Annotated in this window: 25 protein-coding genes and 2 pseudogenes; 12 read left to right on the top strand and 15 right to left on the bottom strand. The window is 61.3% G+C overall.

Going from position 1 to position 21944, the window contains the following annotated elements:
* From FPP74_RS10630 to FPP74_RS10645, 4 genes are all read right to left on the bottom strand, one after another.
* On the bottom strand, positions 1 to 167 hold a 167-nt coding region (locus FPP74_RS10630), incomplete at its 3' end, for a transposase (protein ID WP_144717136.1).
* 47 nt (positions 168 to 214) lie between these two features.
* The gene (locus FPP74_RS10635) at positions 215 to 1180 is read right to left on the bottom strand and encodes a type I restriction endonuclease (RefSeq protein WP_144718428.1); all 966 of its coding nucleotides are present in this window, start codon (positions 1178 to 1180) and stop codon (positions 215 to 217) included.
* Positions 1181 to 1192: 12 nt separating this feature from the next.
* Positions 1193 to 2035: a restriction endonuclease subunit S gene (locus FPP74_RS10640; protein ID WP_254048817.1), complete on the bottom strand. Its 843-nt coding sequence runs from the start codon at positions 2033 to 2035 to the stop codon at positions 1193 to 1195.
* Positions 2036 to 2404: 369 nt separating this feature from the next.
* The gene (locus FPP74_RS10645) at positions 2405 to 5002 is read right to left on the bottom strand and encodes a type I restriction-modification system subunit M (RefSeq protein ID WP_144718431.1); all 2598 of its coding nucleotides are present in this window, start codon (positions 5000 to 5002) and stop codon (positions 2405 to 2407) included.
* Here FPP74_RS10645 and FPP74_RS12445 point away from each other — a divergent pair.
* Positions 5001 to 5318: pseudogene (locus tag FPP74_RS12445) on the top strand (AAA family ATPase); the annotation flags it as partial. The gene FPP74_RS10645 and the pseudogene FPP74_RS12445 overlap by 2 nt on opposite strands.
* On the opposite strand, the gene FPP74_RS12450 reads toward FPP74_RS12445, so the two are convergent.
* Entirely contained in the window at positions 5298 to 5486 is a 189-nt protein-coding gene (locus FPP74_RS12450) for a hypothetical protein (RefSeq protein ID WP_254048819.1), read from the bottom strand. The pseudogene FPP74_RS12445 and the gene FPP74_RS12450 overlap by 21 nt on opposite strands.
* Before the next feature lie 28 nt (positions 5487 to 5514).
* On the opposite strand from FPP74_RS12450, the gene FPP74_RS12455 reads away from it, so the two are divergent.
* Together FPP74_RS12455 and FPP74_RS10655 are read left to right on the top strand one after the other, a co-directional pair.
* Positions 5515 to 6039: a hypothetical protein gene (locus FPP74_RS12455; RefSeq protein ID WP_254048818.1), complete on the top strand. Its 525-nt coding sequence runs from the start codon at positions 5515 to 5517 to the stop codon at positions 6037 to 6039.
* 22 nt (positions 6040 to 6061) lie between these two features.
* Entirely contained in the window at positions 6062 to 6832 is a 771-nt protein-coding gene (locus FPP74_RS10655) for an alpha/beta fold hydrolase (RefSeq protein ID WP_095278997.1), read from the top strand.
* 286 nt (positions 6833 to 7118) lie between these two features.
* Here the strand turns inward: FPP74_RS10655 and FPP74_RS10660 are convergent, their stop codons facing one another.
* Positions 7119 to 7757 carry a 3-oxoacid CoA-transferase subunit B gene (locus FPP74_RS10660; RefSeq protein WP_095278996.1) on the bottom strand — a complete coding sequence of 213 codons (639 nt, stop codon included), beginning with the start codon at positions 7755 to 7757 and terminating at the stop codon, positions 7119 to 7121.
* Positions 7758 to 8501 carry a CoA transferase subunit A gene (locus FPP74_RS10665; RefSeq protein ID WP_095278995.1) on the bottom strand — a complete coding sequence of 248 codons (744 nt, stop codon included), beginning with the start codon at positions 8499 to 8501 and terminating at the stop codon, positions 7758 to 7760.
* Positions 8502 to 8652: 151 nt separating this feature from the next.
* On the opposite strand from FPP74_RS10665, the gene FPP74_RS10670 reads away from it, so the two are divergent.
* Genes FPP74_RS10670 through FPP74_RS10680 form a run of 3 tightly spaced genes read left to right on the top strand, consistent with a single transcriptional unit; the run spans position 8653 to position 11060 of the window.
* Complete coding sequence (locus FPP74_RS10670; protein WP_095536002.1) at positions 8653 to 9420, top strand: IclR family transcriptional regulator C-terminal domain-containing protein; 768 nt, start codon at positions 8653 to 8655, stop codon at positions 9418 to 9420.
* A gap of 16 nt (positions 9421 to 9436) precedes the next feature.
* Positions 9437 to 10654, top strand: a complete 1218-nt coding sequence (locus tag FPP74_RS10675) for an acetyl-CoA C-acetyltransferase (protein ID WP_144718433.1) — start codon at positions 9437 to 9439, stop codon at positions 10652 to 10654.
* 13 nt (positions 10655 to 10667) lie between these two features.
* A complete protein-coding gene (locus FPP74_RS10680; protein WP_144718435.1) occupies positions 10668 to 11060 on the top strand; it encodes a hypothetical protein in 393 nt (130 codons plus the stop codon).
* 3 nt (positions 11061 to 11063) lie between these two features.
* Here FPP74_RS10680 and FPP74_RS10685 read toward each other — a convergent pair whose 3' ends face one another.
* Positions 11064 to 12668 (bottom strand): sodium:proton antiporter, encoded by a 1605-nt coding sequence (locus FPP74_RS10685; protein WP_144718437.1) that lies wholly within the window; start codon positions 12666 to 12668, stop codon positions 11064 to 11066.
* 152 nt (positions 12669 to 12820) lie between these two features.
* On the opposite strand from FPP74_RS10685, the gene FPP74_RS10690 reads away from it, so the two are divergent.
* Together FPP74_RS10690 and FPP74_RS10695 are read left to right on the top strand one after the other, a co-directional pair.
* Positions 12821 to 13147 (top strand): hypothetical protein, encoded by a 327-nt coding sequence (locus FPP74_RS10690; protein ID WP_239216391.1) that lies wholly within the window; start codon positions 12821 to 12823, stop codon positions 13145 to 13147.
* 99 nt (positions 13148 to 13246) lie between these two features.
* A complete protein-coding gene (locus FPP74_RS10695; protein ID WP_240510708.1) occupies positions 13247 to 14200 on the top strand; it encodes an ABC transporter substrate-binding protein in 954 nt (317 codons plus the stop codon).
* Between the two features lie 20 nt (positions 14201 to 14220).
* On the opposite strand, the gene FPP74_RS10700 is transcribed toward FPP74_RS10695, so the two are convergent.
* Genes FPP74_RS10700 through FPP74_RS10715 form a run of 4 tightly spaced genes read right to left on the bottom strand, consistent with a single transcriptional unit; the run spans position 14221 to position 17920 of the window.
* Positions 14221 to 14991, bottom strand: a complete 771-nt coding sequence (locus FPP74_RS10700) for an ABC transporter ATP-binding protein (protein ID WP_095537452.1) — start codon at positions 14989 to 14991, stop codon at positions 14221 to 14223.
* Complete coding sequence (locus FPP74_RS10705; protein ID WP_095537451.1) at positions 14988 to 15983, bottom strand: iron chelate uptake ABC transporter family permease subunit; 996 nt, start codon at positions 15981 to 15983, stop codon at positions 14988 to 14990. The genes FPP74_RS10700 and FPP74_RS10705 overlap by 4 nt, the downstream gene beginning before the upstream one ends.
* The gene (locus tag FPP74_RS10710) at positions 15983 to 17005 is read right to left on the bottom strand and encodes an iron ABC transporter permease (protein WP_338126941.1); all 1023 of its coding nucleotides are present in this window, start codon (positions 17003 to 17005) and stop codon (positions 15983 to 15985) included. The genes FPP74_RS10705 and FPP74_RS10710 overlap by 1 nt, the downstream gene beginning before the upstream one ends.
* A gap of 12 nt (positions 17006 to 17017) precedes the next feature.
* Positions 17018 to 17920: a siderophore-interacting protein gene (locus FPP74_RS10715; protein WP_095278983.1), complete on the bottom strand. Its 903-nt coding sequence runs from the start codon at positions 17918 to 17920 to the stop codon at positions 17018 to 17020.
* 100 nt (positions 17921 to 18020) lie between these two features.
* On the opposite strand from FPP74_RS10715, the gene FPP74_RS10720 reads away from it, so the two are divergent.
* Entirely contained in the window at positions 18021 to 18473 is a 453-nt protein-coding gene (locus FPP74_RS10720; RefSeq protein WP_095535998.1) for a CBS domain-containing protein, read from the top strand.
* A 180-nt stretch (positions 18474 to 18653) separates the two neighbouring features.
* Here FPP74_RS10720 and FPP74_RS10725 read toward each other — a convergent pair whose 3' ends face one another.
* Positions 18654 to 18866 carry an EamA family transporter gene (locus FPP74_RS10725; RefSeq protein ID WP_233127016.1) on the bottom strand — a complete coding sequence of 71 codons (213 nt, stop codon included), beginning with the start codon at positions 18864 to 18866 and terminating at the stop codon, positions 18654 to 18656.
* 14 nt (positions 18867 to 18880) lie between these two features.
* On the opposite strand from FPP74_RS10725, the gene FPP74_RS12550 reads away from it, so the two are divergent.
* Positions 18881 to 19006, top strand: coding sequence for a PLDc N-terminal domain-containing protein (locus tag FPP74_RS12550; protein ID WP_109561206.1), 126 nt, complete (start codon positions 18881 to 18883; stop codon positions 19004 to 19006).
* 72 nt (positions 19007 to 19078) lie between these two features.
* Positions 19079 to 19297, top strand: a pseudogene (locus tag FPP74_RS12555) (NAD(P)H-binding protein); the annotation flags it as partial.
* Here FPP74_RS12555 and FPP74_RS10740 read toward each other — a convergent pair.
* Entirely contained in the window at positions 19294 to 20190 is an 897-nt protein-coding gene (locus FPP74_RS10740) for a LysR family transcriptional regulator (protein WP_095535996.1), read from the bottom strand. The pseudogene FPP74_RS12555 and the gene FPP74_RS10740 sit on opposite strands and share 4 nt — an antisense overlap.
* Positions 20191 to 20261: 71 nt before the next feature.
* Here FPP74_RS10740 and FPP74_RS10745 point away from each other — a divergent pair, with 71 nt between their 5' ends.
* Positions 20262 to 21254, top strand: a complete 993-nt coding sequence (locus FPP74_RS10745) for a hypothetical protein (RefSeq protein WP_144718441.1) — start codon at positions 20262 to 20264, stop codon at positions 21252 to 21254.
* 110 nt (positions 21255 to 21364) lie between these two features.
* Here FPP74_RS10745 and FPP74_RS10750 read toward each other — a convergent pair whose 3' ends face one another.
* Entirely contained in the window at positions 21365 to 21880 is a 516-nt protein-coding gene (locus FPP74_RS10750) for a DMT family transporter (RefSeq protein WP_233127014.1), read from the bottom strand.
* Positions 21881 to 21944 lie beyond the last annotated feature (64 nt).

A 21944-nucleotide genomic window follows, 5' to 3' on the forward strand; every position in this document is an offset into this window, starting at 1 on the left:
TGGGCGACGCTGTCACGGTACCAGGCGCGTAACGTGTGGTGGGACACGCCAAGGAGCTCTCCGACTTCCTCGTACGCGCGTTGCCGTGAGCAGGACTCCAGACGGACCATCTCTAGGACTTGATGGATCGCCTTCTCCTTGAATTCGGCGGAATACTTTCTGGGCATAGTGCCAATCCTTCCTTAGCAGAGGTAGGAACTAAACCCAGGACGCTTCAGTCGGCGTTTTTGGAGTCAGCGATCAGCTGCGCTGTTTTGAAGCTGGTGATGGTCTTGCCAGAGCCGGTGGTGTGCCAAATGTAGCCGCCCCTGTTACCACTGCCCCACTCGTGGCTTTCCACGCGGTCAGCGATCCGGTGTGCTGCAAAGTACTGGTAGGAGCGCATGACCATAAGCACGCCGGCTGCGCGGTCTGTCACCGTGTAGAAGCCGATAAGCCGGTGCGCCATCGGGATAGACAGCAGCGAGGTCACAACCGTTGGCCAATCGTTGATCGGCTCGTTATTGAAATCAGCCCAGTTGAAGAAAAAATCGGGGTTGAACTTGCCCCCAGGACCAGGATTAGCGAAGTACAGCGTCTCACTCGGCGTCATGCCGACAAAGATCTGCACCAGCGAGAACAAACCAGTAAAGACGCCCTCATGCGCGTATTTAATGATCTGGTTCGTGGCCTGCGAAACAGGAACACCAGAGCGCTTGAGTTCGAGGTGGATCACAGGCATGCCGTTGATGAGCAGCATGAGATCACCCCTGCGCTCAGGCATGAGCTTGTGCGCTGCAGTGGAGAACTTCGGCTGTCGTGCGATCTGATAATAGGACTGGCCACCGGCGATCTCGCGGCGGTCGTAGATTTTCAGACTTACCTCTTTGCCGAGGTTGTGCGCCTCAGGAGCATCGCGGGTAATAGCCACGCTGCGCCCGTTGATGAACTCGTTGAGTTGCAGCGGCGTGCGCAGCTCCGTGATCTGCTCGATGATCTGATCCATCTCTGAGGATGTCAGGGGCACATCACCGATCCGGTCCTGGTCGCGGTTGTTGTTGTAAAGGATCTGCGCCCAGTTGTCGATGAGCTGGCGCTCAGTGGGACGGTCAAGCACCTCATCCCAGCCGTGACGGCGCAGCATGGCGACAACGTCGTCCTCGAAGAGGGCTTCGTCTGTGTACGTCAGTGGAGTAGTCATGGTGAGCGCTCCTTATACGAACATGCGCTGCAGCAGCGCAGTCTTCGCTTGGGTGAGTTGTGTGATGTAGCGGTGCTCAGCTGCAATAAGCGCATCGAGGTTGGTAAACACCTCGCCGATAGCACGCTGTTCTTCGAGGGTTGGCACTTGGATGCTAAGGGACAAGACATTCTCCTTCGTCAGTCCCTTAATAGACGTTCCTTGCGTTTGCGATGACATTTCCTCAAGCTCGGATTGGAGAAGCACACCCAAGAAAGTCAGGTCCCCCTGCAAACCGCTTAGATTCAAAAAATCTTGGCTTGCGCAGTAGTCCTCGTTCATAATGGCGACTTTTCCTACCCCTACTCGGGTCACAATGGCGATAGACCCACCCTTCACCAGAGAAGTCGCGGAAGAAGCAAGACCACGGCTGGAAATGAAATGTTTCGGAGTACAGCCAAAAACGGTGTGCTCTTTAACATCTGAGCTTTGAATCCAAGGTATAGATCCATTCCAGTGTTCATCTACGGTGCGCGATGGTGTTCCACCACCGATTGCTCTAGTGGCGATGTGTTTGACCTCGGTCGTTTCCCACGCCCCGCTGAACCCGCCGAGTCGCAGCTCCGGTTCATTGGCACCGTCTTGCGGGAACATACGCTGCAGCAGTGCTGTCTTGGTCTGCTGCAGGTTCGCGCGCTTGGCGCGGTGCTGCTCGATAAGCGCGTCGAGGTCAGTGAAGAGTCCACCAATGGCTTGCTGTTCTTCGAGGGAGGGCACGTGGATGTTAAGAGACACAACGTCTTCCTTCGTCACCCCCTTAATAGACGTTCCTTGAGTTTGCGATGAAATACTCTCAAGTTCACGTTTAAGGAGCACTCCCAAAAGGTCAGGTCGCCTTGCACATCACTGAGGTTCAAGAAATCCTGGCTTGAGCAGTAGTCCTCGGTCATAATGGCAACTTTTCCTACGGCTACTCGGGTGACGACGGCAAGAGCTTCCCCCTTCACCAAAGAAGTCGCGGAAGAAGCAAGGCCACGGCTCGATACAAAATGTTTCGGCGTACAGCCGAACACACTGTGCTCTTTAACGTCCGAGCTTTGAATCCAGGGGGTACCCCCGTCCCAGTAACCAGGTACGGCGCGGGAAGGCGTGCCACCACCTATTGCTCTAGCAGCGATGCACCCAACCTGGGTCGCTCCCCACTCGTCATCGAACCCAGCGAACCGCAGTGTTGGCGTGTTGTTCTTAGCCACGCAGACCACCGCCCAGCATCTGCTTCAACGCCTCCACAGCCTGCATGTCTGTATCCGAGCCGGTGAGCCGGTCCAGGGACGTTAGCAGGCTGCGCTCGGTAGTAGCAATCTGCGTATCCAACTCAGTTAGCGGCGTGGCGTACTTATCCTGTAAGTGCTGCACCTGGTCAGTGAGTCCACGCAGCGCCAACGTCGGTAGTAGTCCAAGCTGCACCATGAGCGCTGCGCCCCACTTGGCCGAGAGCACTTCGACGATCTGATTGTCAGTGAGGTTCTCAACAGTCTCGTGAGTCTTGGTCTCAAGCTCTTCGTTGGCCTTCTTGAGCTGCGACTTCACCTTAGTCAGGTGGTCAAGCAGCTGCTTTGCTTCGATCTGGATAGCCTCGATACTTCCCTCGGACCACTGCTCGCCCTTCGGAAGGGCTGGAAGAGCCTTGACCGCCTTATTGAGATCAGCCTTGCGGAAGCCAGTTTCGTTGGCGTTAAGCACATCCGCCAGATCAGTCTTGTCTTCTTCACTTAAGCCCTCGACAAGGGCTGTCAGCTCAGCGTCAACGCTGTCGCGCTTATCGGTGAGGTCACCTACCTGGTCGCGTAGCTCAGGCAGGTACAGGTCGCGGATGACTTCAAAGGTCGCAACACGGCCTTCCCAACCGGTCTGGACATAGACCTTCTTCTTGTCCTTGGTCTTCCACTCCATGACAGGGTCAAAGACACGCATTGCCTCCCAGCCCTCGGTCTGCAGGATCGTCAGGTCATTGGCAATGGTGAGCCACCGCTCATGCAGCAGCTGGTAGCCTTGGTATTCATTGACCAGCGGCACCGGGGCCAGACGCGCGAACAGATCAGCCTTGATCGCATCTTCGGCGGTGTTGACTGGGACAGCCATCGCGTTGTCGATAAGGTCTGTTTCCAGAGACTCCGAGAACCCATCTAGAGCCGCGTTCATCGTGTCTGCCAGTGCTCCGGCAGAGTCGTGTTCAAGGATAGCCTCGCGAATATCGGTGGTGCGGATGGTCGCATAACCGTTGACACCTTCCTCAAACAGCTTCTCACGCAGGCCCGGCAGCACACCCCAGTACTCAGCGAGACCGTCGATCTCGCTGATGGGGATACCGCCGTTGACAGTGGCGAAGAAGTCCACAGACTCCGGGGGCAGCGTTGCAGAGACGTAGCGCGGGATATTGAGGTTGTAGTCGTTGTCCCGGATCTCATCACGAGACACGACACGTGCGAAGTGCTCTACGTCGCGGCGTACATGGACAGTATCGACGATGCGCTCTATGTCACGGGCGCGTAGCAGGTTGTTCTTGCCATCCTTAATAAAGCCCTGAGATGCGTCGATAAACAGCACGTCATCATGACTGCGCTGTTTCTTGAGCACCATGATGATGGTCGGAATGCTGGTGCCGTAGAAAATCGAACTCGGCAGGCCAATGATGGTGTCAATGTTATTGGCCTCGATAAGGCGGGCGCGAATGGTTTCTTCCGCGCCGCCACGGAAGAGCACACCGTGCGGCAGAACAATGGTCATAATGCCGTCAGGCTTGATGTGGAACAGCTCATGGAGCAAGAATGCGTAATCAGCCTTGTTCTGCGGTGCCAGACCATACTGCGTAAAGCGTGGATCTGCGCCCATGCCCTCAGGCTTCCAACTCTGCGAATACGGAGGGTTCGACACAACAGCATCGACAAACAGCGGATCGTAGGTGTTTTCCGGGTCAGCCTCGTCGAACATTGGCCAGTCGTGTTCCAAGCTGTCTCCGTTGCGCGCGACGATGTTGTCTGCCTTGACACCCCGCATGACCAAGTTCATACGCGTGAGGTTAAAGGTGTTGTCCTTGAGTTCTTGAGCGTAATACTTGATTGCATCTGGATCGCCCATATGACGTGCGACAGCCTGGCCGATATTCAGCAGCAGTGAGCCAGAACCAGAGGTCGGGTCGTAGATGGTGATCGTGTCACGGCCCTGGGTGTGTGCTGCAACGATGCGACTCATCACCTCAGAGACCTCGTGCGGGGTGTAGAACTCACCGGCCTTTTTGCCCGAGTTAGCCGCAAACTTCGAGATCAAGTACTCGTAGATAAACCCAAGCACGTCATAGCCCTGAGCACCGCCAGTCGGGATGTCGTCAATAAGGTCCAGTAGGTCCTTAATCGCCTTAGTCTGCGATGTGGCGTTGCTACCCAGCTTCGACAGGCCTGTTTCCAGTGTGCGGAAGATGTCTTTGAACACGTGGGCACGGCTCGGCAGGAGAAGGCGGTCAAAAGCCGCAAGCGCATCACGGACATCAGCGACGTTGAAGTCACTGCCAGCAGCGCGCCACGTCGAGTGGAGGTTACTGTAAGAGATGAAATAGCCCAGACGGTTCTGTACGAACTCGACTGTCTCGGGGTCATCTTCGACGAGCACCTCGGCAAGCTCATCGGGTTCCACATCGTTGGCGTACATGAGCTGCTCAACCTGATCGGAGAGGAACTTATAGAAGATGAAGCCGAGAATGTAGTCCTTGTATTCCTGCGCCTCAATCTTGGAGCGCATGGTGTTCGCGGATTCCCAAATGCGCGATGCGAGTTGTCGTTTATCCATGGTGAATTACCTATTGGGCCCGACCCCCGGTACTCACGAGCGGATTTCCATCGTCACCGGCCCGCGTGGCATCGGAAGAACCGTCCTGCTCAACGAGTTCGAAGAAGCAGCACGACAACAATCTCGGCTCGTCATTTCAGAAACCACGACCGAACATTTCAATGAACGCATCCGCGATACTCTTATCCGGAAAATTCGAGAGGTAACCCCTGACAGCACACGCCTGAGCTTCGACTCAATTTCCGACCAAGCTCCGCCTCAGTCACTTCGCTCAGTGTTAGAGGAGTGCTTCTCCCTACTTGAGACGATTGACCAGAAAATGGGTAAACCACCAACTGGCATCCTCATTACTCTGGATGAGCTGCACTATGCGCACGTGCGCGACATCATCGAGTTCGGCACGACCATGCATCACATGATCCGCGAAGACCGCGAAATTGCCGTCGCGATGGCGGGCATCCCCGGCGCGGTGAAACCCTGTCACTTTTCTCCGACGCGCGAATCGTATCGAGATGGGGCTCGTGCCGCTGGACAGCGTCGCCAATGCGCTCAAGGCCCCCGCCCTCGAGGTGGGAATCGAATGGACCCCGGAGGCACTCGAACTCGGCACCGAGGCGACCGGGGGTTATCCGTTTATGATCCAACTCGTCGGGCAGCACGCGTTCCGCAACACAAGTGGCGGAATTATCGACGAATCCGCGGTACGTGCTGGTATTGAGACAGCGCGACGCAAACTCGGCGAGCTGGTTCATGAACCGTCGCTTGCTGATCTTTCAGATGTGGACCGCACATTCCTCACCGCCATGTCGAAAGACGATGGGCCGTCGCGGATGGCCGACATCGCCGAGCGGATGGGCGTTGATACGCAATACGCGGGCACGTATAGGAGGCGCCTCATTGACGCCGAGATGATCCGCCCAGCCGGCCGCGGTTTCGTGGATTACGAGCTGCCCTACATCCGGGAGTACCTCCGCGCGCATCCAGCGTCCGACGCAATGGAGCAGCTATCCTTTCCATCAGAAAACTACGACGCGTGATACAGACCATTAGACTGTCCGCATGACGATTCTGCACTCCGTTGATTTTGGCCCCCGCGACGCGCACCCGGTGGTGTTTCTCGGCTCCATCGCCTCCACCACCGACATGTGGCTGCCGCAGCTTGACTCACTGGCCAAAGACTTCCGCGTCATCGCCCTCGACCACCCCGGCCACGGGCTCTCCCCCGACCCGCAGGCCATGCCCGGCGAGACCACGATCAATGATCTGGCCAACAACGTCCTCGACACCCTCGACGCTCTCGGCGTGGACGAGTTCGACGTGGTCGGCCTTTCGCTCGGCGGCGCGATCGCGCAGTACCTCGCCGCCACCAGCGGCCGCGTGACCAAGGCAGTCTTCATGTGCACCGCCGCCAATTTCGGTGGCCCCGACACGTGGGCCCCGCGCGCCGAGGAAACACGCGCGGAGGGCATCGCGCCCCGGGTGCAGAGTGCCATCGAACTGTGGGTCACGCCCGAGTTTCGCCAGGAACGCCCGGCGCTTACTTACGCTCTCACCCGCATGATCGACTCCACCCGCGGTGAGGGATACGCCGTCGGCGCCGATGCGCTCGCAGGCTGGGACTACACAGAAGAACTGCGAAACATTACGGTGCCGGTCCTCACCATCTCCGGGGCCGTGGACCCCTCCACCCCTCCCGAGGTCGTCCACGCGATCGGGAAAATGGTCGGCGGCGAGTCGCAGTCCGTCACGCTCAGCGGCGGTGGGCACGTACCCACCGTCGAGGTGCCCGACGAGGTCACCCGCGCGATCCGCACCTTTATTACTGAGTAGACCAATGTAGGTCAATCCCCCGAAACACAGCTGCCACTAGTTGGTGTGGCGGCTGGCGGCCGCGATGGCCTGGAGAACAGTATTCGTCTCGTAGGTCAGGAAACGCTTCCAGAACTTCATTGCAATTCTCCTTTCTGTTTGCCTGTGGTTAACTTCGCGTTAACTTTAGGCAGTTTAGTTGGTTCGCGTCAAGTATTGACATGGATCAACTATCTAAGAATGCAAGAAACGCCCCGCTGTCCACGGACAATGTGGGCAGCGGGGCGCCAAGAAGCGAGGGGCGCGGCTACACGGCAACCTCGAACGGCGCCTCAGTGGCCTCGCGGACGGAATCAACTGTCTCGCCCGGGGCGACCTCGACGAGGGTCAGGCCGTTCTTCGGGTCAACCTTGAACACGGCGAGGTTGGTAATGATGAGGTCGACGCACTTCGCGCCGGTGAGCGGGAGGCGGCACTCCTCGAGCACCTTGGACGCACCCTTCTTGGTGGTGTGTTCCATGAGCAGGATGATCTCCTTCGCGCCGTGCACCAGGTCCATCGCGCCGCCCATCCCCTTGACCATCTTGCCCGGGATCATCCAGTTGGCCAGGTCGCCATACTGGGAGACCTCCATCGCGCCAAGGACCGCCACATCAATCGCGCGGGAGCGGATCATGCCGAAGGAGTCTGAGGAGGAGAAGAAGGAGCCGCCCGGCGCGACCGTAATGGTCTCCTTACCGGCGTTGATCAGCTCCGGGTCCACCTCGCCGTCCTGCGGGTACGCGCCCACGCCCAGGATGCCGTTCTCGGAGTGCAGGACCACCTCGAGCCCCTCGGGCAGGTAGCCCGGGATCAGCGTGGGCATGCCGATCCCAAGGTTGACGTACTGGCCGTCGCGCAGCTCCTTCGCCGCGCGCGCCGCCATTTCTTCGCGGTTCCAGCTCATTTACTTGCTCACCGTCCTAAACTCGATACCTGTTTCCTGCGGGCCGACCTCCACCACGCGGTCGACGTAGATGCCGGGCAGGTCCACATCCGCCGGCTCAATCGTGTCCACAACGTGCTCCGCCTGGACGATGGTGACCTTGCCGCAGGCGGCAACGTCGGGGTTAAAGTTGCGGGCCGTCTTATTGAAGACGAGGTTGCCGTAGCGGTCCGCGGTGTGCGCATGAACGAAGGCGAAGTCAGGGGTCAGCGCCTCCTCCAGCACGTACTGCTCGCCGCCGAACTCGCGGATCTCCTTCGGCGTGGAGTACTCGGCGATGGTGCCGTCCGGGTTGTAGCGCACCGGGATCTCGCCGTTGGCCAGCGGGGTACCCACCCCGGCCTTGGTGTAAAACGCAGGCACGCCCGCACCGCCGGCGCGCATGCGCTCAGCGAGCGTGCCCTGCGGGGTGAACTCGACGGTGAGCTCGCCCTCGAGGTACTGGCGCGCGTACTCCTTATTGGTGCCCAGGTAGGAGCCGATGGAGCGGGCGATCTTGCCGTCCTGCAGGAGGAGGCCCAGACCGAAGCCGTCGGTACCCAGGTTGTTCGAGATGATGGTCAATTCGCTCGCACCCTGCTTGCGCAGCGCGTCAATGAGCCGGGCAGGGATGCCGACGAGGCCAAAACCGCCAACGGCGATCGAGGCGCCGTCACCGATGTCGGCGACCGCCTCGTCGATGTTTGTCACAACTTTGTTCAGCATGGCTCCACCCTAGCGGGCGTTCGACTCCTGCACAAGGGTTCACAAAGCGAACGGTTTTGCGCTATCGTGGGGCGTGGCGCACATTAGAGTACGTAATGTGGCCGGCAACATGGCGTCGAAAAGCGCCCTTGACCTGTGCAAAGGAGATACGATGCAAGTCCAAACCGTACAGTCGCTGATCCGCGGCCTTGCGGTCATCCGCGCCTTCGACGCCGAGCACCCCCGCCGCAGCCTCGCACAGGTGGCCGATGCGACGGGGCTGGCGCGCGCAACCACGCGCCGGTTCCTGCACACGCTTATCGCCGAGGGCTACGCCGCCACCGACGGCGCCGAGTTCTGGCTCACACCGAAGATGCTCGAGCTGGGCTACGCGTACCTGTCCAGCCTGGGGCTGCCCACCATCGCGCAGCCACACCTCGAGGCGCTGTCGCGCACGCTCAACGAGTCCTGCTCGCTCTCCGTGCTCGACGGCACCGACGTGGTCTACGTCGCGCGCTCCGCGGCCCACCGCATCATGAGTGTGAACATCACCATCGGCACCCGCTTCCCGGCGCACGCCACCTCGATGGGCCGCGTCATGATGGCCGGGCTTGACGACGCCACCGTGGACCACTTCCTCGCCGGCCCGCTCGAAGCCATCACGCCATCCACCATCACGGACCCGGACACGCTGCGCGCCGCCCTGCGCAACATCCGCGACGCCGGGTGGTGCGTCGTTGACCAGGAGCTCGAGGCGGGGCTGCGCTCCATCGCCGCCCCGGTGCGCGACGCCACCGGCGCCACCGTCGCCGCCGTGAACGTCTCCACCCACGTGGCCGCCCACCCATACGAGGAGCTCGTGGACTCCCTCCTGCCCAAGCTTGTGGACACCGCGGACGCCATCACCCGCGACCTCGTGGCCACGCACGCCAACGCTTAACCCGAAAGGACCCCTCATGAACCAGCCCGAAATTGTCATCTGCCACCCCAAGCGCACCGCCGTGGGCCGCTACGGCGGCGCCTTCGTCGGCGTGCCCGTCCAGGACCTCGCCACCGCCGTGGTCACCGCCGTGATCAAGGAGTCCGGCATCGACGGCTCGCTCATTGACGACATCATTCTCGGCCAGGCCTCCCCCAACGGCGCAGCGCCCGCCCTGGGCCGCGTTGTCGCGCTCGACGCCGAGCTGGGCGTGAACGTGCCCGGCATGCAGCTGGACCGCCGTTGCGGCTCCGGTCTGCAGGCCGTGGCTACCGCCGCAGCGCACATCGCCTCCGGCGCGGCCGACCTGATTATCGCCGGCGGCGCCGAATCCATGTCCAACACCGAGTACACGGTGGACGGCAAGATCCGCTGGGGCGCCAAGGGCGGCACCATGGAGCTCACCGACCGCCTGCAGGAGGGCCGCGAGAAGGCCGGCGGCAAGCACCACCCGATCCCGGGCGGCATGATCGAGACCGCCGAGAACGTCCGCGAGGAGTACTCCATCGCCCGCCAGCGCCAGGACCAGCTGGCCGTCAACTCGCACCAGCGCGCCGCCGCCGCGCAGGAGGCTGGCCACTTCGACGAGGAAATCGTCCCCGTCTCCGTGCCGCAGCGCAAGGGCGACCCGATCATCGTGGACAAGGACGAGCACATCCGCCCGAACGCCTCCATGGAGTCCCTGGCCAAGCTGCGCCCCGTCATGGGCAAGACGCTTGAGCGCGCCACCGTCACCGCCGGCAACGCCTCCGGCCAAAACGACGGCGCGGCTGCCATGATCGTGACCACCCGCGAAAAGGCCGAGGAGCTGGGGCTCACCCCGTCCGTCGTCCTGCGCGGCTGGGCCGTCGCCGGCGTGCCGCCGGAGACCATGTGCATCGGCCCCGTCGACGCCACGAAGAAGCTCTTCGACCGCCTCGAGTTGTCCTTCGACGACATCGACCTCATCGAGCTCAACGAGGCCTTCGCTGCGCAGGCCCTCGCCGTCCTGGATGCCTGGGGCATTTCTGAGGATGACCCGCGCGTCAACCCGGTCGGCTCCGGCATCTCACTCGGCCACCCGGTGGGTGCCACCGGCGCCCGCATGCTAGTCACCGCCGCGCACGAGCTGCAGCGCACCGACGCCTCACGTGCCCTGGTGACTATGTGCATCGGCGGCGGCCAGGGCCTCGCCGCGGTGATTGAGAAGGTGTAGGGCCCGACGCCAGTTGCCACGCCGGGGATCCCCCGGGATACTCGGTGGCATGAAGAAGTCCCACATGGATCTCCTGATCGGCATCGCGCTCATCGTCGTCGCCGGCCTCGCGGTCGCGTTCCTGTCCGGATCGACCGGCGCTTTCATCGCGATCATCGGCGCTGTCGCCGGCGCCGTCTTCATTATCAAGGCCATGCAGGCTAACGACGACGCACCGCACCCACCCGCCGGACAGCCCGACCCGCTCGAGCTGAACAACTCCAGCCCGGCGCAAGAGACCAGCGGCTCGGGACTCGGCGCGGGTCTGGCCGGGGAGTACGACTGGGACGCGCACTACCAGCGCGAATTCGGCCAGCAGGACGGCAAGCCGGACGATACACAGGGCGGCAGCAGCCAGTACCGCTAGGCGCTACTTCTTCGCCTCGCGGTAGACGTCGCGCGGGCTCATCAGCGCGTTGCGACGCCCCGCCACGATGAGCCGGTCCAGGTCCGCGCGCACCGCGTCCACGTCCGCCGGGTTGTACTTGCGCTCGCGGCGAGCGCGCTGCAGCTCCTGGCTCGCTGCGGCGAGCGCGATCTGCTGCATGTCCGCAGCAGCCAGGCGGACCTGCTGGAACTTCTGCTTGCGGTCCTCCGCCGTCTCCGGGTCCTCCTCCTCGTGGCTCTGCGAGAGTTTGTCCAGCCACTGCTGCACGATCTCGAAGGACTCCGGGGCGAGCTCCGGGCCGTGCTTCTGCACCGACCGTCGCGCCGCCGCGTAGGCGCGCTTGTTCAGCTCCGCCTTCGCGCGGTCGCCGGCCGGGTCCGGGCCGGACTCCATGTCCAGCTTGCTCACCAGCCACGGCAGCGACAGGCCGGGCAGCACCATCGTGCACATCAGGACCGTCAGGGCGATGACGTCGAACTCGTGGTGGTACTGCGTGACCCCCAGCGGCACTGACAGCACCAGGGCCAGCGTGACCAGGCCGCGCATGCCGGACCACGCCATGAGCAGGACCTCCTGCATACGCAGCGGCGCGACATTGGTGCGCTTCTGTTTCTGGTTGATCCCGCACAGCACCCACATCCACATCAGGCGGACCAGGAACGCGACGACGGAGAGCGCCACGCCGATGCCCACGGCGTGCCAGAGGACGGTGCCGGCGGCGTCGATAGCATCGCGCACGCTCATGCCGATCAGGCCGAAGGCGACGCCGGTGAACAGCATCTCCACAGTGGACCAGAACGAGGAGCCGGACAGGCGGTCCTCCGCGGTCAGGGGCGCGCGCGAGGACATCTCCACCGCCGCGATGACGATGGCGATCACACCGGAGGCCTCGACCTCCTCGGCGATGATGTAGATGAAGAACGGGAGCACCCAGGTGAACGCGGTGCGGATCACGGAGTCCGGCACGGAGTTCACAAACAGGGCCGCGAGCCTACCGACGATCAGCCCGATGACGACCGCGACCGCCGCCGCGTAGAGGAACTTCAGCAGGCCGTGGCCGAAGTCGATCTGGTTATCCGCCACGAGTGCTGCGACGGCGAGGTTGAAGGTGACGATCGACGCGGCGTCGTTAAACAGCCCCTCCGTTTGCAACGTGCCGGTGATGCGTTTCGGGATGCCGGCGGGCCCGGCCACCGCCTCCACTGCCACCGGGTCCGGCGGCGCGATCGCAGCGGCCAACACCACCGCGGCCGCAAGACTGATACCCGGCATGAGCCACATCGCGGTCGCGGACAGCGCCGCAGTAGTTAGAAACACCAGGATCACCGACATCATGAACACCACGTTGAGCTGCGAGCGGATCATGCCCCAACTGGTGTGGCGAGCCAGCGACCAAAGCAACGGCGGCAAGAAGATCGGCAGGATGATCTCCGCCGGAATAGTCACCACCGGCACGCCGGGGAGGAAGATGGCAAGCGCCACAACGATGGTGAGCAGCGCCGGCCAGGGCAGGCCGGTGCGCTCGCCAACGGCGGCGACGAGCACGGTTGCGAACAGCAGGGCGATGACGGCAATCAGGACTTCCACAGTCCTGATAGTAGTGGGCGCTCGCCGGAGGTGTTCGCGGAACTAGATGGGCTCTAGTGCCCGCGCGCCTGGTTCAGCGCCTCGCCGTCCTCGAAGTAGACCCGAACAGCAATAATTCATACAGCCGGGCTGCTACAGTCGAGTCGGCACCGGTGACGGTACCAAACTCGGAACGGGGCAGTACCGAGTCTTCGGAACACCGGTACCAAAACCCACAGCCGGCACGCCCGTACGCGCTGCTCGCGCACAACAGCTCGACGGAGTTCGGTACTGACGTGGCTGCTGCCCTCGACCGACCGGTCTCGTCAATTGCGACGAAGTCCGTCATCACGGTGAGCGTCAACGACGACCTCGGCCGCATCTCGGCTGTTCTTGCAGACAAGCACCTGAAAAAGGCCCCCGTCGTTGGCATCATCAATCGCTCCGACATCAACCGCTACCTCGTCTCGACGTTTGTCGCTCCCGTCCCGAGTGCATAGACAGGGATTGCCCGTGAGGTAAGGCATGCCTTAAAATTCATCCTTTAGGTTAGGCAGGCCTAACTGGACATTCTTCATTTACCTACGGAAGGTGCAACCTTGGCACTCTTTACCTCTCGCCCCTTCAAGGCAATCGCCGCCACTGTCACCGCGGCATTCATGCTTGCCAGCTGCTCGAGCGAAGCAAGCAGCCCAACAGCCGCTCCCGAAGCTTCCGATGCCAACGGGTCAGACGAGCGCATCGTGGCACTGGGTCTTGGCGACGTCGATACGCTCCTTGCCCTGGGCGAGCAACCAGTCGGTTACGCCACCTGGGAGCAAGAGGGCTCGGGCGATCCCTCCGGACTTGGACCGTGGGCCAAGGACAAGCTCACGGTCAACCCGAACCCAATCCGTGATACCACCACCGAATTCAGCACCGACACTGCGGAAAAGGTGGCGTCGCTCAACCCGACACAAATCATTGCAGTAAACAGCGGTCTCGAGGACGACAAGAAGGCACTGCTCGAGCAGATCGCGCCAACCACCTTCCACTCGGACGAGTACCAGGATTGGCAGGTCCCTTGGGATGCACAGGTCAAGGAGATCTCCAAGGCCGTAGACAAGGAAGACGAAGGCCAAAAGCTTATCGACGACGCCGAGCAGGCATTCGAAGACTTCCGCGAAGCACACCCAGAGCTGCAGGGGAAGACAGCGGTCATCGGCATGCCTTACGACGGGAAGTTCGGCGTGTACACCGCTGGCGACGGCCGCGGCTCCTTCATCGAAAAACTGGGCTTCAAGATCCCGGAGAAGTTCAACGGTGATGGCTCCAGCTTCTTCCTCGACTGGTCGCCCGAGAACTACGCAGATTTCAACGACGTGGACTACCTCTTCGTGTTGGACCACTACGGCGCGATCGATGCGCTGAAGAACGACGAGAACTTCATAGACCTTGACGTCAACAAGCGTGGCGGGCTCTACTGGCTCGACACCGACACGGCCAACGCAATGAGCATGCCCAACCCCCTCACTATCCCGTACGCAATCGAGCAAATCGACGAGCAACTCTAAGCCTCGCGGGGACGCAGCGTCTACCGGGGAACGACCAGTGGGCCACCGCTCACTGGGTCTGACGCCACGACCGCGGGGAGATCAAAAACGCGGCTCAACAAAGACTCCGTGACCACCTCGGCAGGCGCACCGACCGCACGAACCTCGCCGCGCTGCATCACGATCAGCTGATCTGAGTAGCGTGCGGCGAGGTTCAAATCATGCAACACCATGAGCACAGTTCGCCCCTCCTGATCAGCGAGGCGACGTACAAGCGACAAGACCTCGACGGAGTGAGACAAATCGAGGTACGTCGTCGGCTCGTCCAAAAATACAAGCGGAGTGTCCTGCGCTAAGACCATCGCGATCCAGGCGCGCTGGCGCTGTCCGCCAGAAAGCCGTTCGAGTGGACGTTCTGCAAACTCCGCAATATTGGTCAGCTCCATCACTGCATCGACCGCACGCGCATCCTCCGCAGAGGCCTGCCGTAGCCACGACTGATGCGGGTGACGCCCGCGACTGACTAAGTCACGGACCGTGAGTCCCTCGGGTGCGACAGGTGCCTGCGGCAATACTGCAAGCTGTCGCGCAATCTCGCGGCGCTTCAGTTTCGCCGTGTCCACGCCGTTGATCGTTACCGTGCCACCATCGCGCGCAATAAGCCCAGCGGTAGCTCGCAACAGCGTTGACTTGCCGCAACCGTTCGGGCCGATGATCGTGGTGACGCCGCCTTGAGGCACGTCGAGATCAATGCCATCAACGATGACGGTAGCGCCATAACTCACCTTGAGATTTCGAACTTGAAGCATCATACGGACACCTTTCGTGTTGCACGTAGCAGCGTGTAGAGCAGCGCTATGCCACCAATCGCAGTTGTAGCTATACCTACCGGCAGGTTCCCGGGCACCAGGGTGCGCACTGCTAAGTCAGCGCCGGACACGATCGCCGCACCGGCGAGCATCGCGGTGCCTAAAGTTGGCGTTGCTGCGTGTGTGATCTTGCGTCCGATCTGTGGCGCGACAAACGCCACGAAGGCTATCGGCCCGGACGCCGCGACGGCCGTCGATGCCAGCACGACAGCCATGAGCATGAGGATGAGTTGCATTTTCCGGAGCTCCACCCCGAGGCCAGCAGCCGTATCCTCCCCGAGCGAGAGCGCCTGAAGATTGAAGGCTGCCCACCGCAAGAACGGAACGACGACTGCCAGCGCAATAAGTACGGCGAGTGCATCGCGCCAGTTCGAAGACCCCACCGAACCGGTGATCCACGCCTGCGCTTTGCCCACATCGCGATAGTCGGCGCGAACGAGCAGGAACGAGGTATATGCCATCACCAGCGCATTGATGATGATCCCGGCGAAGACAAGCTGGAAAGACCCGAGACCCGCGCCACGGCTCAGCCACCAGATTGCCGCAGACACTGCCAATCCACCGAGGAATGCACTGAGCGGGACCCCCAGAAGATGCAGCAGCATTCCGGAGCTTCCACCAGCAAGTAACGCAGTCAACGCGAAAGCGGAGGCACCCGAGGTGACGCCCAGAATGTCTGGGCTCGCCAATGGATTCCTCGTGATGGTCTGGAAGATCGCCCCCGCAAAACCCAGCGCAGCTCCTACTCCCAAAGCTGTCACTACCCGCGGCAGACGCCACTCAATAATCACCGTACGAGCCAATTCCGTGGTTTGGCCCATGAGCGCAGAAACAATATCCCGGACCGTAAGCTCGAAGTCTCCGACCATGACACCCCCAAGGGCCGCGGCGAGAGCCAACACCGTAAGGACACCATTCGTCACGAAAACCCGCATCACAGTTTCGCCCCTTTACGCAAGAGGTACAGGGCGAACGGGGCGCCAACAAAGGCGAGCGTGATACCCACCTGCAATTCGCCGGGCCGTGCGATGACGCGGCCAATGACGTCGGCAAGCAAGAGTAGCGAGGCCCCAGCCAGCGCGGAGCAGGGCAGCACCCAGCGGTAATCGGGCCCGGTGAAGGCGCGCACAAGGTGCGGAACAACCAGGCCAACGAACCCGATTGGGCCCGCCCCAGCCACCGCGGCGCCAGTAAGCAATGCAACCAGGACGATGCCCACGGCACGCGCGATGGGGACGCTCACCCCAAGTCCACTTGCCACGTCGTCTCCCAAGTTCAAGAGGTTCACCCGATTGGCCGTGGCAAAGGCCCCCACAAGCCCGAGGAGAATCACCGGGGCGAGCACCGCAACCACCTGCATGTCGCGCCCAGCGATAGCACCCGCTGTCCAAAACCGCATCTCGTTGAGGCTTTGCGTATTCGTCAGCACGATGCCACTGGTAAGCGCACTACAGACCGCGCCCAGCGCAGAACCACCGAGCACGACCATGATTGGGGTAGATCCCAGGCTCCTCATACTAAGCGCGAACACGAGCGCCACCGCGAGTATTGCGCCGAGGAAGCCCACCCCAACAGTGCCCAACACCGTCATGGAGCCGTGAAAGGAAATAACTGCCGCCACTGCGAGCGCCGCACCTGGCCCTACGCCCAGCAGGTTTGTGTCTGCGAGAGGGTTTCGGGTGTGGCCCTGCAGCAGCGCCCCCGCTGTACCTAGCGCTGCCCCTACCAACAGGCCGAGCAGGGTGCGCGGAACTCGAAGTTGTGCGATGATCTTCGCCTCGTCGCTGGCCGCCTCGAGTTGTTCGGCGCCTCCCGAGAACGCCAGCGTGATTCCGTCGCGAACCGCGCTCACCGTTGCCGCGAACCCCATTTCGCGCGCCCCGAACAGAAGCGACACTAATGCTGCGCACACGGTGAAAGCCGCAAGGAAAGCGACAAGCCCTACACGTTTATCCACGTTGTAACCCCGTTATCGCCAGTACCCCATAAACGACACGTGGTGGCGAGGCACACCTGCCTCTTTCACCAGGAGCCGCCGCATCGCCGTCACAGCCGTGTTCTTCCCTGCGATCCAGTAGTAGGTATGCCCTGCAGTACCCGAAGCGGGGGCGATAGATTCACCGCCGCTGGAGTACGTGGGTGTCTCCCAGACCATGTCGAGGAGGGCCTCATCAACTGGCTCTAGTTTTCCAGCTCCCGAAGATACTGAGGCACAGCGGGATGCGACATCGTCTTGCAGTTGTGCACGAAGTAAATCCCCGTGGTCGACGTCGTGGTGTTCGCGGCAGTGCCAGCGGACGTCGACCTGCGCAGGGGCATCGATGGGCAAGTGGTTGCCGGCCGGTACCTCAATGTCAGCAGACCCGGCGAGACCCCCGGGCCAATCCTCCAAGATGCGGGCTATTGCTGGAAGCGCGGTTTCGTCACCATAGAGGCATGCCATTGCTGCAGACCCCGGATTGAATTCGATGCCAACACCGGAATCATCGTCGCGGGTCGGCCCAATTATCAGGAGCTGCTGGCCAGGTTGCGCGTCCTCCGCCCATGCCGAGGCGGGGCCGGGGTTGTCACTGTGCAGAACAAAATCCACATCTATTTCATCAGGGCCGTCGGCGCATCGTCGGAGCTCTCGAATCGAGTAGGTACGGAGGTGCCCGCGCGTGCGCTCCGGCATCGCACGCCACGCGTCCCACCATCCTTCCTCTGGGAGGCTGAGCATTCCGCTGGCAGACGGGATCAGCAGCTTGATGCGCAAATCCCTGATGGGTACGGCAGGCCCCATTGCATCGACCCCGGTGAACGTCACTCGTTGGAAATTCGGCGCGACACGTTCACTACGGAGGACGGTTGCAAGGAAAGGCCTAAAACTCACCCTGCAGACTATATAGGATTGCCTTACCTAAAGGAAGACTGCGGGGCGGTAGGTCTGGTACCCGCAAAAACAGTTCGAGTTGCAGGAAAGATCACGCGATATGTCAATGAACGACAGAGTCATTAATGCTGCGCCCGGCCCGAATACCACCCGTAAGAATCTCGTTGTCGTCCGACAGATCGAAGCTATCCGCGTGGCGTTACGATTATTCGACAGGCAGTTAGAAGCTACTGCCAAGGAGGCGCTCGATTCAACGTCTAGAACAGTCTCCTTGGACGTGCCGAGAAAACGATTCCTCGAAGAACTCACGAGCATCCGCAAAGGGCACCGGTACGAAAAGATCCGCCAGGAGGCAATGCGGTTTAAACCCCGCAATGAACGTGAATCTTTAGCCAAGGGCGCTACTACCGGGGATTCTACGTCCCGGTCAATGACAGACAAGCACCTGAAGAAGGCACCCATCGTTAGCGACGATGGCGCCGTCGTCGGCATCATCAGCCGCTCCGACATCAATCGGTACCTCGTCTCGACGTTTGTGCCGGTCGCTGGGTAGCGCAACGGGCCGGAGTCGGAGAGTTGTTTAAAACAACTCCAAACAACTCTGAAACAACTTCGCCTCACAATATCCCCAAAATTACGCCATCTCCCCAGTTCAAAACAGCTATCAAGAATTGTTCTGAGTTGTTCTGAGTTGTTCAGAGTTGTGCATTACTCACCGCATTACCCTGACAACTCACGCCGCGCGAGACTCCTGGGCCCCGCGCCACGTGATCGCGCCGGCCGCAGCAATCAACGCGATGCCCACCGCCATGGACCACGTGATCTGGTCACCGGAGAAGGCCCAGCCCAGGATCGCCCCGATGACTGGATCCAGCGCGAAAAGCGTGCCGACAACCGCCGCCGAAACAATGCCGGCGGCGACCGTGTCCAGCACGTAGGGAACCACCGCGCCGATAAAGCCTGCGGGACCTAGCCCGCACCAACTCGAAGCAGATTCGGGGTCCAAAGTGGCTTTGGACCCCGATCATCGGCGCGGTGAACACGCTGGGTTGGGTCGGCTACTTCCTCATCGGGAAAAATCGTTAGTTGCTGAACCTGTGCACCGGGGCGGGCTCGTGGCACGCCTACGTCGAGTCCAAGTAGGCGGTTGACCAGCGCCTTTACGCCTCCGAGCTGCCGGTCACCATTCTCGGTCTCACCCGCCTCACCGATGAGCCTTCCAAGGGCATTTCACTTCTCGACGCCCCCCGCAACCCCGAATCCACCACCTCCCGCGAGCTTGTTGCCGAGGTGATCGTGGAGGTCGTGAACCGCGAGGACCTGCTCCAGCCAAACCGATTTGAGTTCGATGACGGCGACGACGTCCCCAAGATTTAACTGAACGCTCCGAAAGATTTGGCAAGCCGGGTAAACGCTGTCGCGTCTTTGGGCACCGTCGCACCGCGGCGGACGACTGCGGAGATGCTGCGCTCGAACGCGACTTCTGTGGCTACGATCGCCGCCGCCCCCAAAGCAACCTGATCCAGCACGGCGCTCCGGGGAATGATCGCGGGTGCTCCGAGGGCGATCATCCCCGCGCGTTGCGCAGACAAAGAGCCGAACTCGCCGGCTGGGTCGGCGAGTTCTCCCAACTCCTCTTCGATCACCCGGCGCGTTCCTGACCCCGGTTCTCGAACTATGAGTGGGGTTGCGCGCAATTCTTCTCTGCTCACCGACTCTCTGTTGGCCCACAGGTGATGCGCGGGGACCGCAAGCACTAGCTCGTCTGAGCACAGCACCGTCTCGATGAGATCATGTCGGGGCGTACCACCCTCTACGATCCCAAGCCCAGCGATACCGGTAGCAACGAGTTCGCGAACGTCTTGGGAATTCCCATGGGCCATAGTGAGTTTGACCTTGGGATGCGCATCACGAAACGCGGCTGCCCATACCGGGTAGTGGATCTCCGCCACTGTGTTGGACACGGCCACAGTCAGGTGTCGTGCGAGGTTGTCAGCGCGTGCCTGCTCAACATTGTGAGCAAAATCAGCGCACGCTGTCAGCAGTGCAGGTACCGCCTCGAGTACCACCTCGCCACTCTCGGTGGCCTTGATCCCATATGGGGAGCGCTCGAAAACGGTGACTCCAAGCACCTGCTCAGCGCGAGAGACCCTAGTTGACAGTGTCTGCTGGTTCATTCCCATGTCCCTAGCGGCGCGGGAGATGGATCCCGCGCGCGATACAGCGAGGAGCGCCTCAAGATCTGTTATCGCAGGTAGTTTTGGGTACATGTGAGCATGGTAACCCGCACATGCACTCTCGGCATCTTGGTTTCACATCCTGCAGCGTTAGCGTGAGGTGCATGACAAGTACGCGTCCCCAGACACAGCCAAGTTCGAATCTGCCTTCACCGGGTCCTGCGTGGGCTGGGTCACTGATGGGCACCTCAATTCTTGCCACGTTAAGCAATATGCATGGAGTGCCGATCGTTTCGCCGCTGCTCTTGGTACTCGGTGTCGGGATACTGTGCACTCTGGTGGCGGGGTGGTGGCACTATCGTGAACCTGGGTTTAGCTCGCAGTCGATGTCGCAGTGGGGAATGACGTCCATGGGAATTCTGGCGCTGGGTTCTGCCGCAACCGGGATCAGCGGAGCAGTGCATTGGCAACTCGCTTCGTGGTGGATCGGGGCGCCGCTTAGCTGGGTGGTGTGCATAAAACAACTACAGAAGTTTTCAGGCGCCCCCACCTTCCAGTGGGGCCTGGCCCTTGTGTCGCCTATGGTGGCGGCCACAAGCGCAGCTCAGCTCGCCAGCTACGTTGAGGCTCACAGCACGTTCGCCGCGGGTCTGTTCCACGCAGCTGGAACTGCCTCGTTCATTCTCGCGCTTGTCACCGCTCTGCCCATCTTTGCGCGGTGTTATGTAGCCGCTGCGCGAAGACATCTCTCCATCCCGCCGGCGATGGGTGGAACGGCATGGATTCCGCTGGGTATTGTCGGGCAATCAACGGCAGCAGCACAGCTGCTGTTCAGCGAACAAGTCGGTGCCGCATATGGGGCTACGATGTTCATTCTTGGAATCGGCCCGATGATGTATGCGGCCCGGCACTTCTCACGCACCGTGAGCCGGTGGGCGGCCTACACGCCAGGTTGGTGGGGGTCAACATTTCCCGTTGGCACGCTGAGCCTCGGAACGCACTTCTTGTCCCAAACTACTGGTGCTGTCTGGCTAAACGGCGTCAGTCAGATGCTGCTTGTTGTTTTGGCACTGCACTGGATGGTGTGCGCGGTTCGCTTCATTGTTTGGCTGATTCACGAGCGCAGTACGCAACAAACGCCCGCACCAGGCCATTAGCGTAAGCCACATCATGATTGGGTAAATCCGCCACGATGCGGGCGTACTCCTCGAGCGGGAAATAGCCGTAGTCGTAGTAAAAGGCTATGCGCGTACGCATTAACCCCAGCTCATACCACTACAACCGCACACCCGGAGATCACAATCGTGCCCCACATCGAGCCATGCACGTGTGGCGCTGCGGATACGGAGAAGGGCGCGAGCACGAGCGCCGCGACGACCACCGACAGCGCGAGGTCCGGCATTCCGCCACCCTCAGTACTGCCCATACGGGCAGCGAAGAGGGTGTAGGCACCAATGAACACCGCACCGACTGCGGCGTAACCAATACCAATAACGTCGAGGTCGTTGGAGGGCTGCGCGATGAGGGCAACACCCACGAACGCAGCGATGGCCCACAGTCGGGAGCGCCACATCTTCAGGCCAAGAAAGGACACGACGCAGGGGCCGAGGAAGTCGATGGTCACGGCCACGCCCTGCGGAAGCCTCGCGATGGCTTGGTAGATCATCATGCTCATCATGCCCATGGCTACGCCGTAGACCACGATGTTGATCGCCCGAACGCGGGTCATGCCGGTCAAGCGGGGTCTAAACAGTGCCACCATGATCACGGCAGCTGCGGTCATGCGCAGGCCCGAGACCCCGGCGCGCCAACCGTCGACAGCATGTCTGTCACCAGCACCGCCGCAG

The sequence above is a fragment of the Corynebacterium sp. NML180780 genome, assembly GCF_007786415.1.
Taxonomy (GTDB): domain Bacteria; phylum Actinomycetota; class Actinomycetes; order Mycobacteriales; family Mycobacteriaceae; genus Corynebacterium; species Corynebacterium gottingense.

What these genes read in the sequence shown, in the direction of transcription:
- FPP74_RS10635 (WP_144718428.1), bottom strand. Translation starts at nt 1,180, where the DNA reads ATGACTACTCCACTGACGTACACAGACGAAGCCCTCTTCGAGGACGAC.
- FPP74_RS10645 (WP_144718431.1), bottom strand. Translation starts at nt 5,002, where the DNA reads ATGGATAAACGACAACTCGCATCGCGCATTTGGGAATCCGCGAACACC.
- FPP74_RS12455 (WP_254048818.1), top strand. Translation starts at nt 5,515, where the DNA reads ATGGGGCTCGTGCCGCTGGACAGCGTCGCCAATGCGCTCAAGGCCCCC.
- FPP74_RS10655 (WP_095278997.1), top strand. Translation starts at nt 6,062, where the DNA reads ATGACGATTCTGCACTCCGTTGATTTTGGCCCCCGCGACGCGCACCCG.
- FPP74_RS10660 (WP_095278996.1), bottom strand. Translation starts at nt 7,757, where the DNA reads ATGAGCTGGAACCGCGAAGAAATGGCGGCGCGCGCGGCGAAGGAGCTG.
- FPP74_RS10665 (WP_095278995.1), bottom strand. Translation starts at nt 8,501, where the DNA reads ATGCTGAACAAAGTTGTGACAAACATCGACGAGGCGGTCGCCGACATC.
- FPP74_RS10670 (WP_095536002.1), top strand. Translation starts at nt 8,653, where the DNA reads ATGCAAGTCCAAACCGTACAGTCGCTGATCCGCGGCCTTGCGGTCATC.
- FPP74_RS10675 (WP_144718433.1), top strand. Translation starts at nt 9,437, where the DNA reads ATGAACCAGCCCGAAATTGTCATCTGCCACCCCAAGCGCACCGCCGTG.
- FPP74_RS10700 (WP_095537452.1), bottom strand. Translation starts at nt 14,991, where the DNA reads ATGATGCTTCAAGTTCGAAATCTCAAGGTGAGTTATGGCGCTACCGTC.
- FPP74_RS10705 (WP_095537451.1), bottom strand. Translation starts at nt 15,983, where the DNA reads ATGCGGGTTTTCGTGACGAATGGTGTCCTTACGGTGTTGGCTCTCGCC.
- FPP74_RS10720 (WP_095535998.1), top strand. Translation starts at nt 18,021, where the DNA reads ATGTCAATGAACGACAGAGTCATTAATGCTGCGCCCGGCCCGAATACC.
- FPP74_RS10740 (WP_095535996.1), bottom strand. Translation starts at nt 20,190, where the DNA reads ATGTACCCAAAACTACCTGCGATAACAGATCTTGAGGCGCTCCTCGCT.
- FPP74_RS10745 (WP_144718441.1), top strand. Translation starts at nt 20,262, where the DNA reads ATGACAAGTACGCGTCCCCAGACACAGCCAAGTTCGAATCTGCCTTCA.
- FPP74_RS10750 (WP_233127014.1), bottom strand. Translation starts at nt 21,880, where the DNA reads ATGACCGCAGCTGCCGTGATCATGGTGGCACTGTTTAGACCCCGCTTG.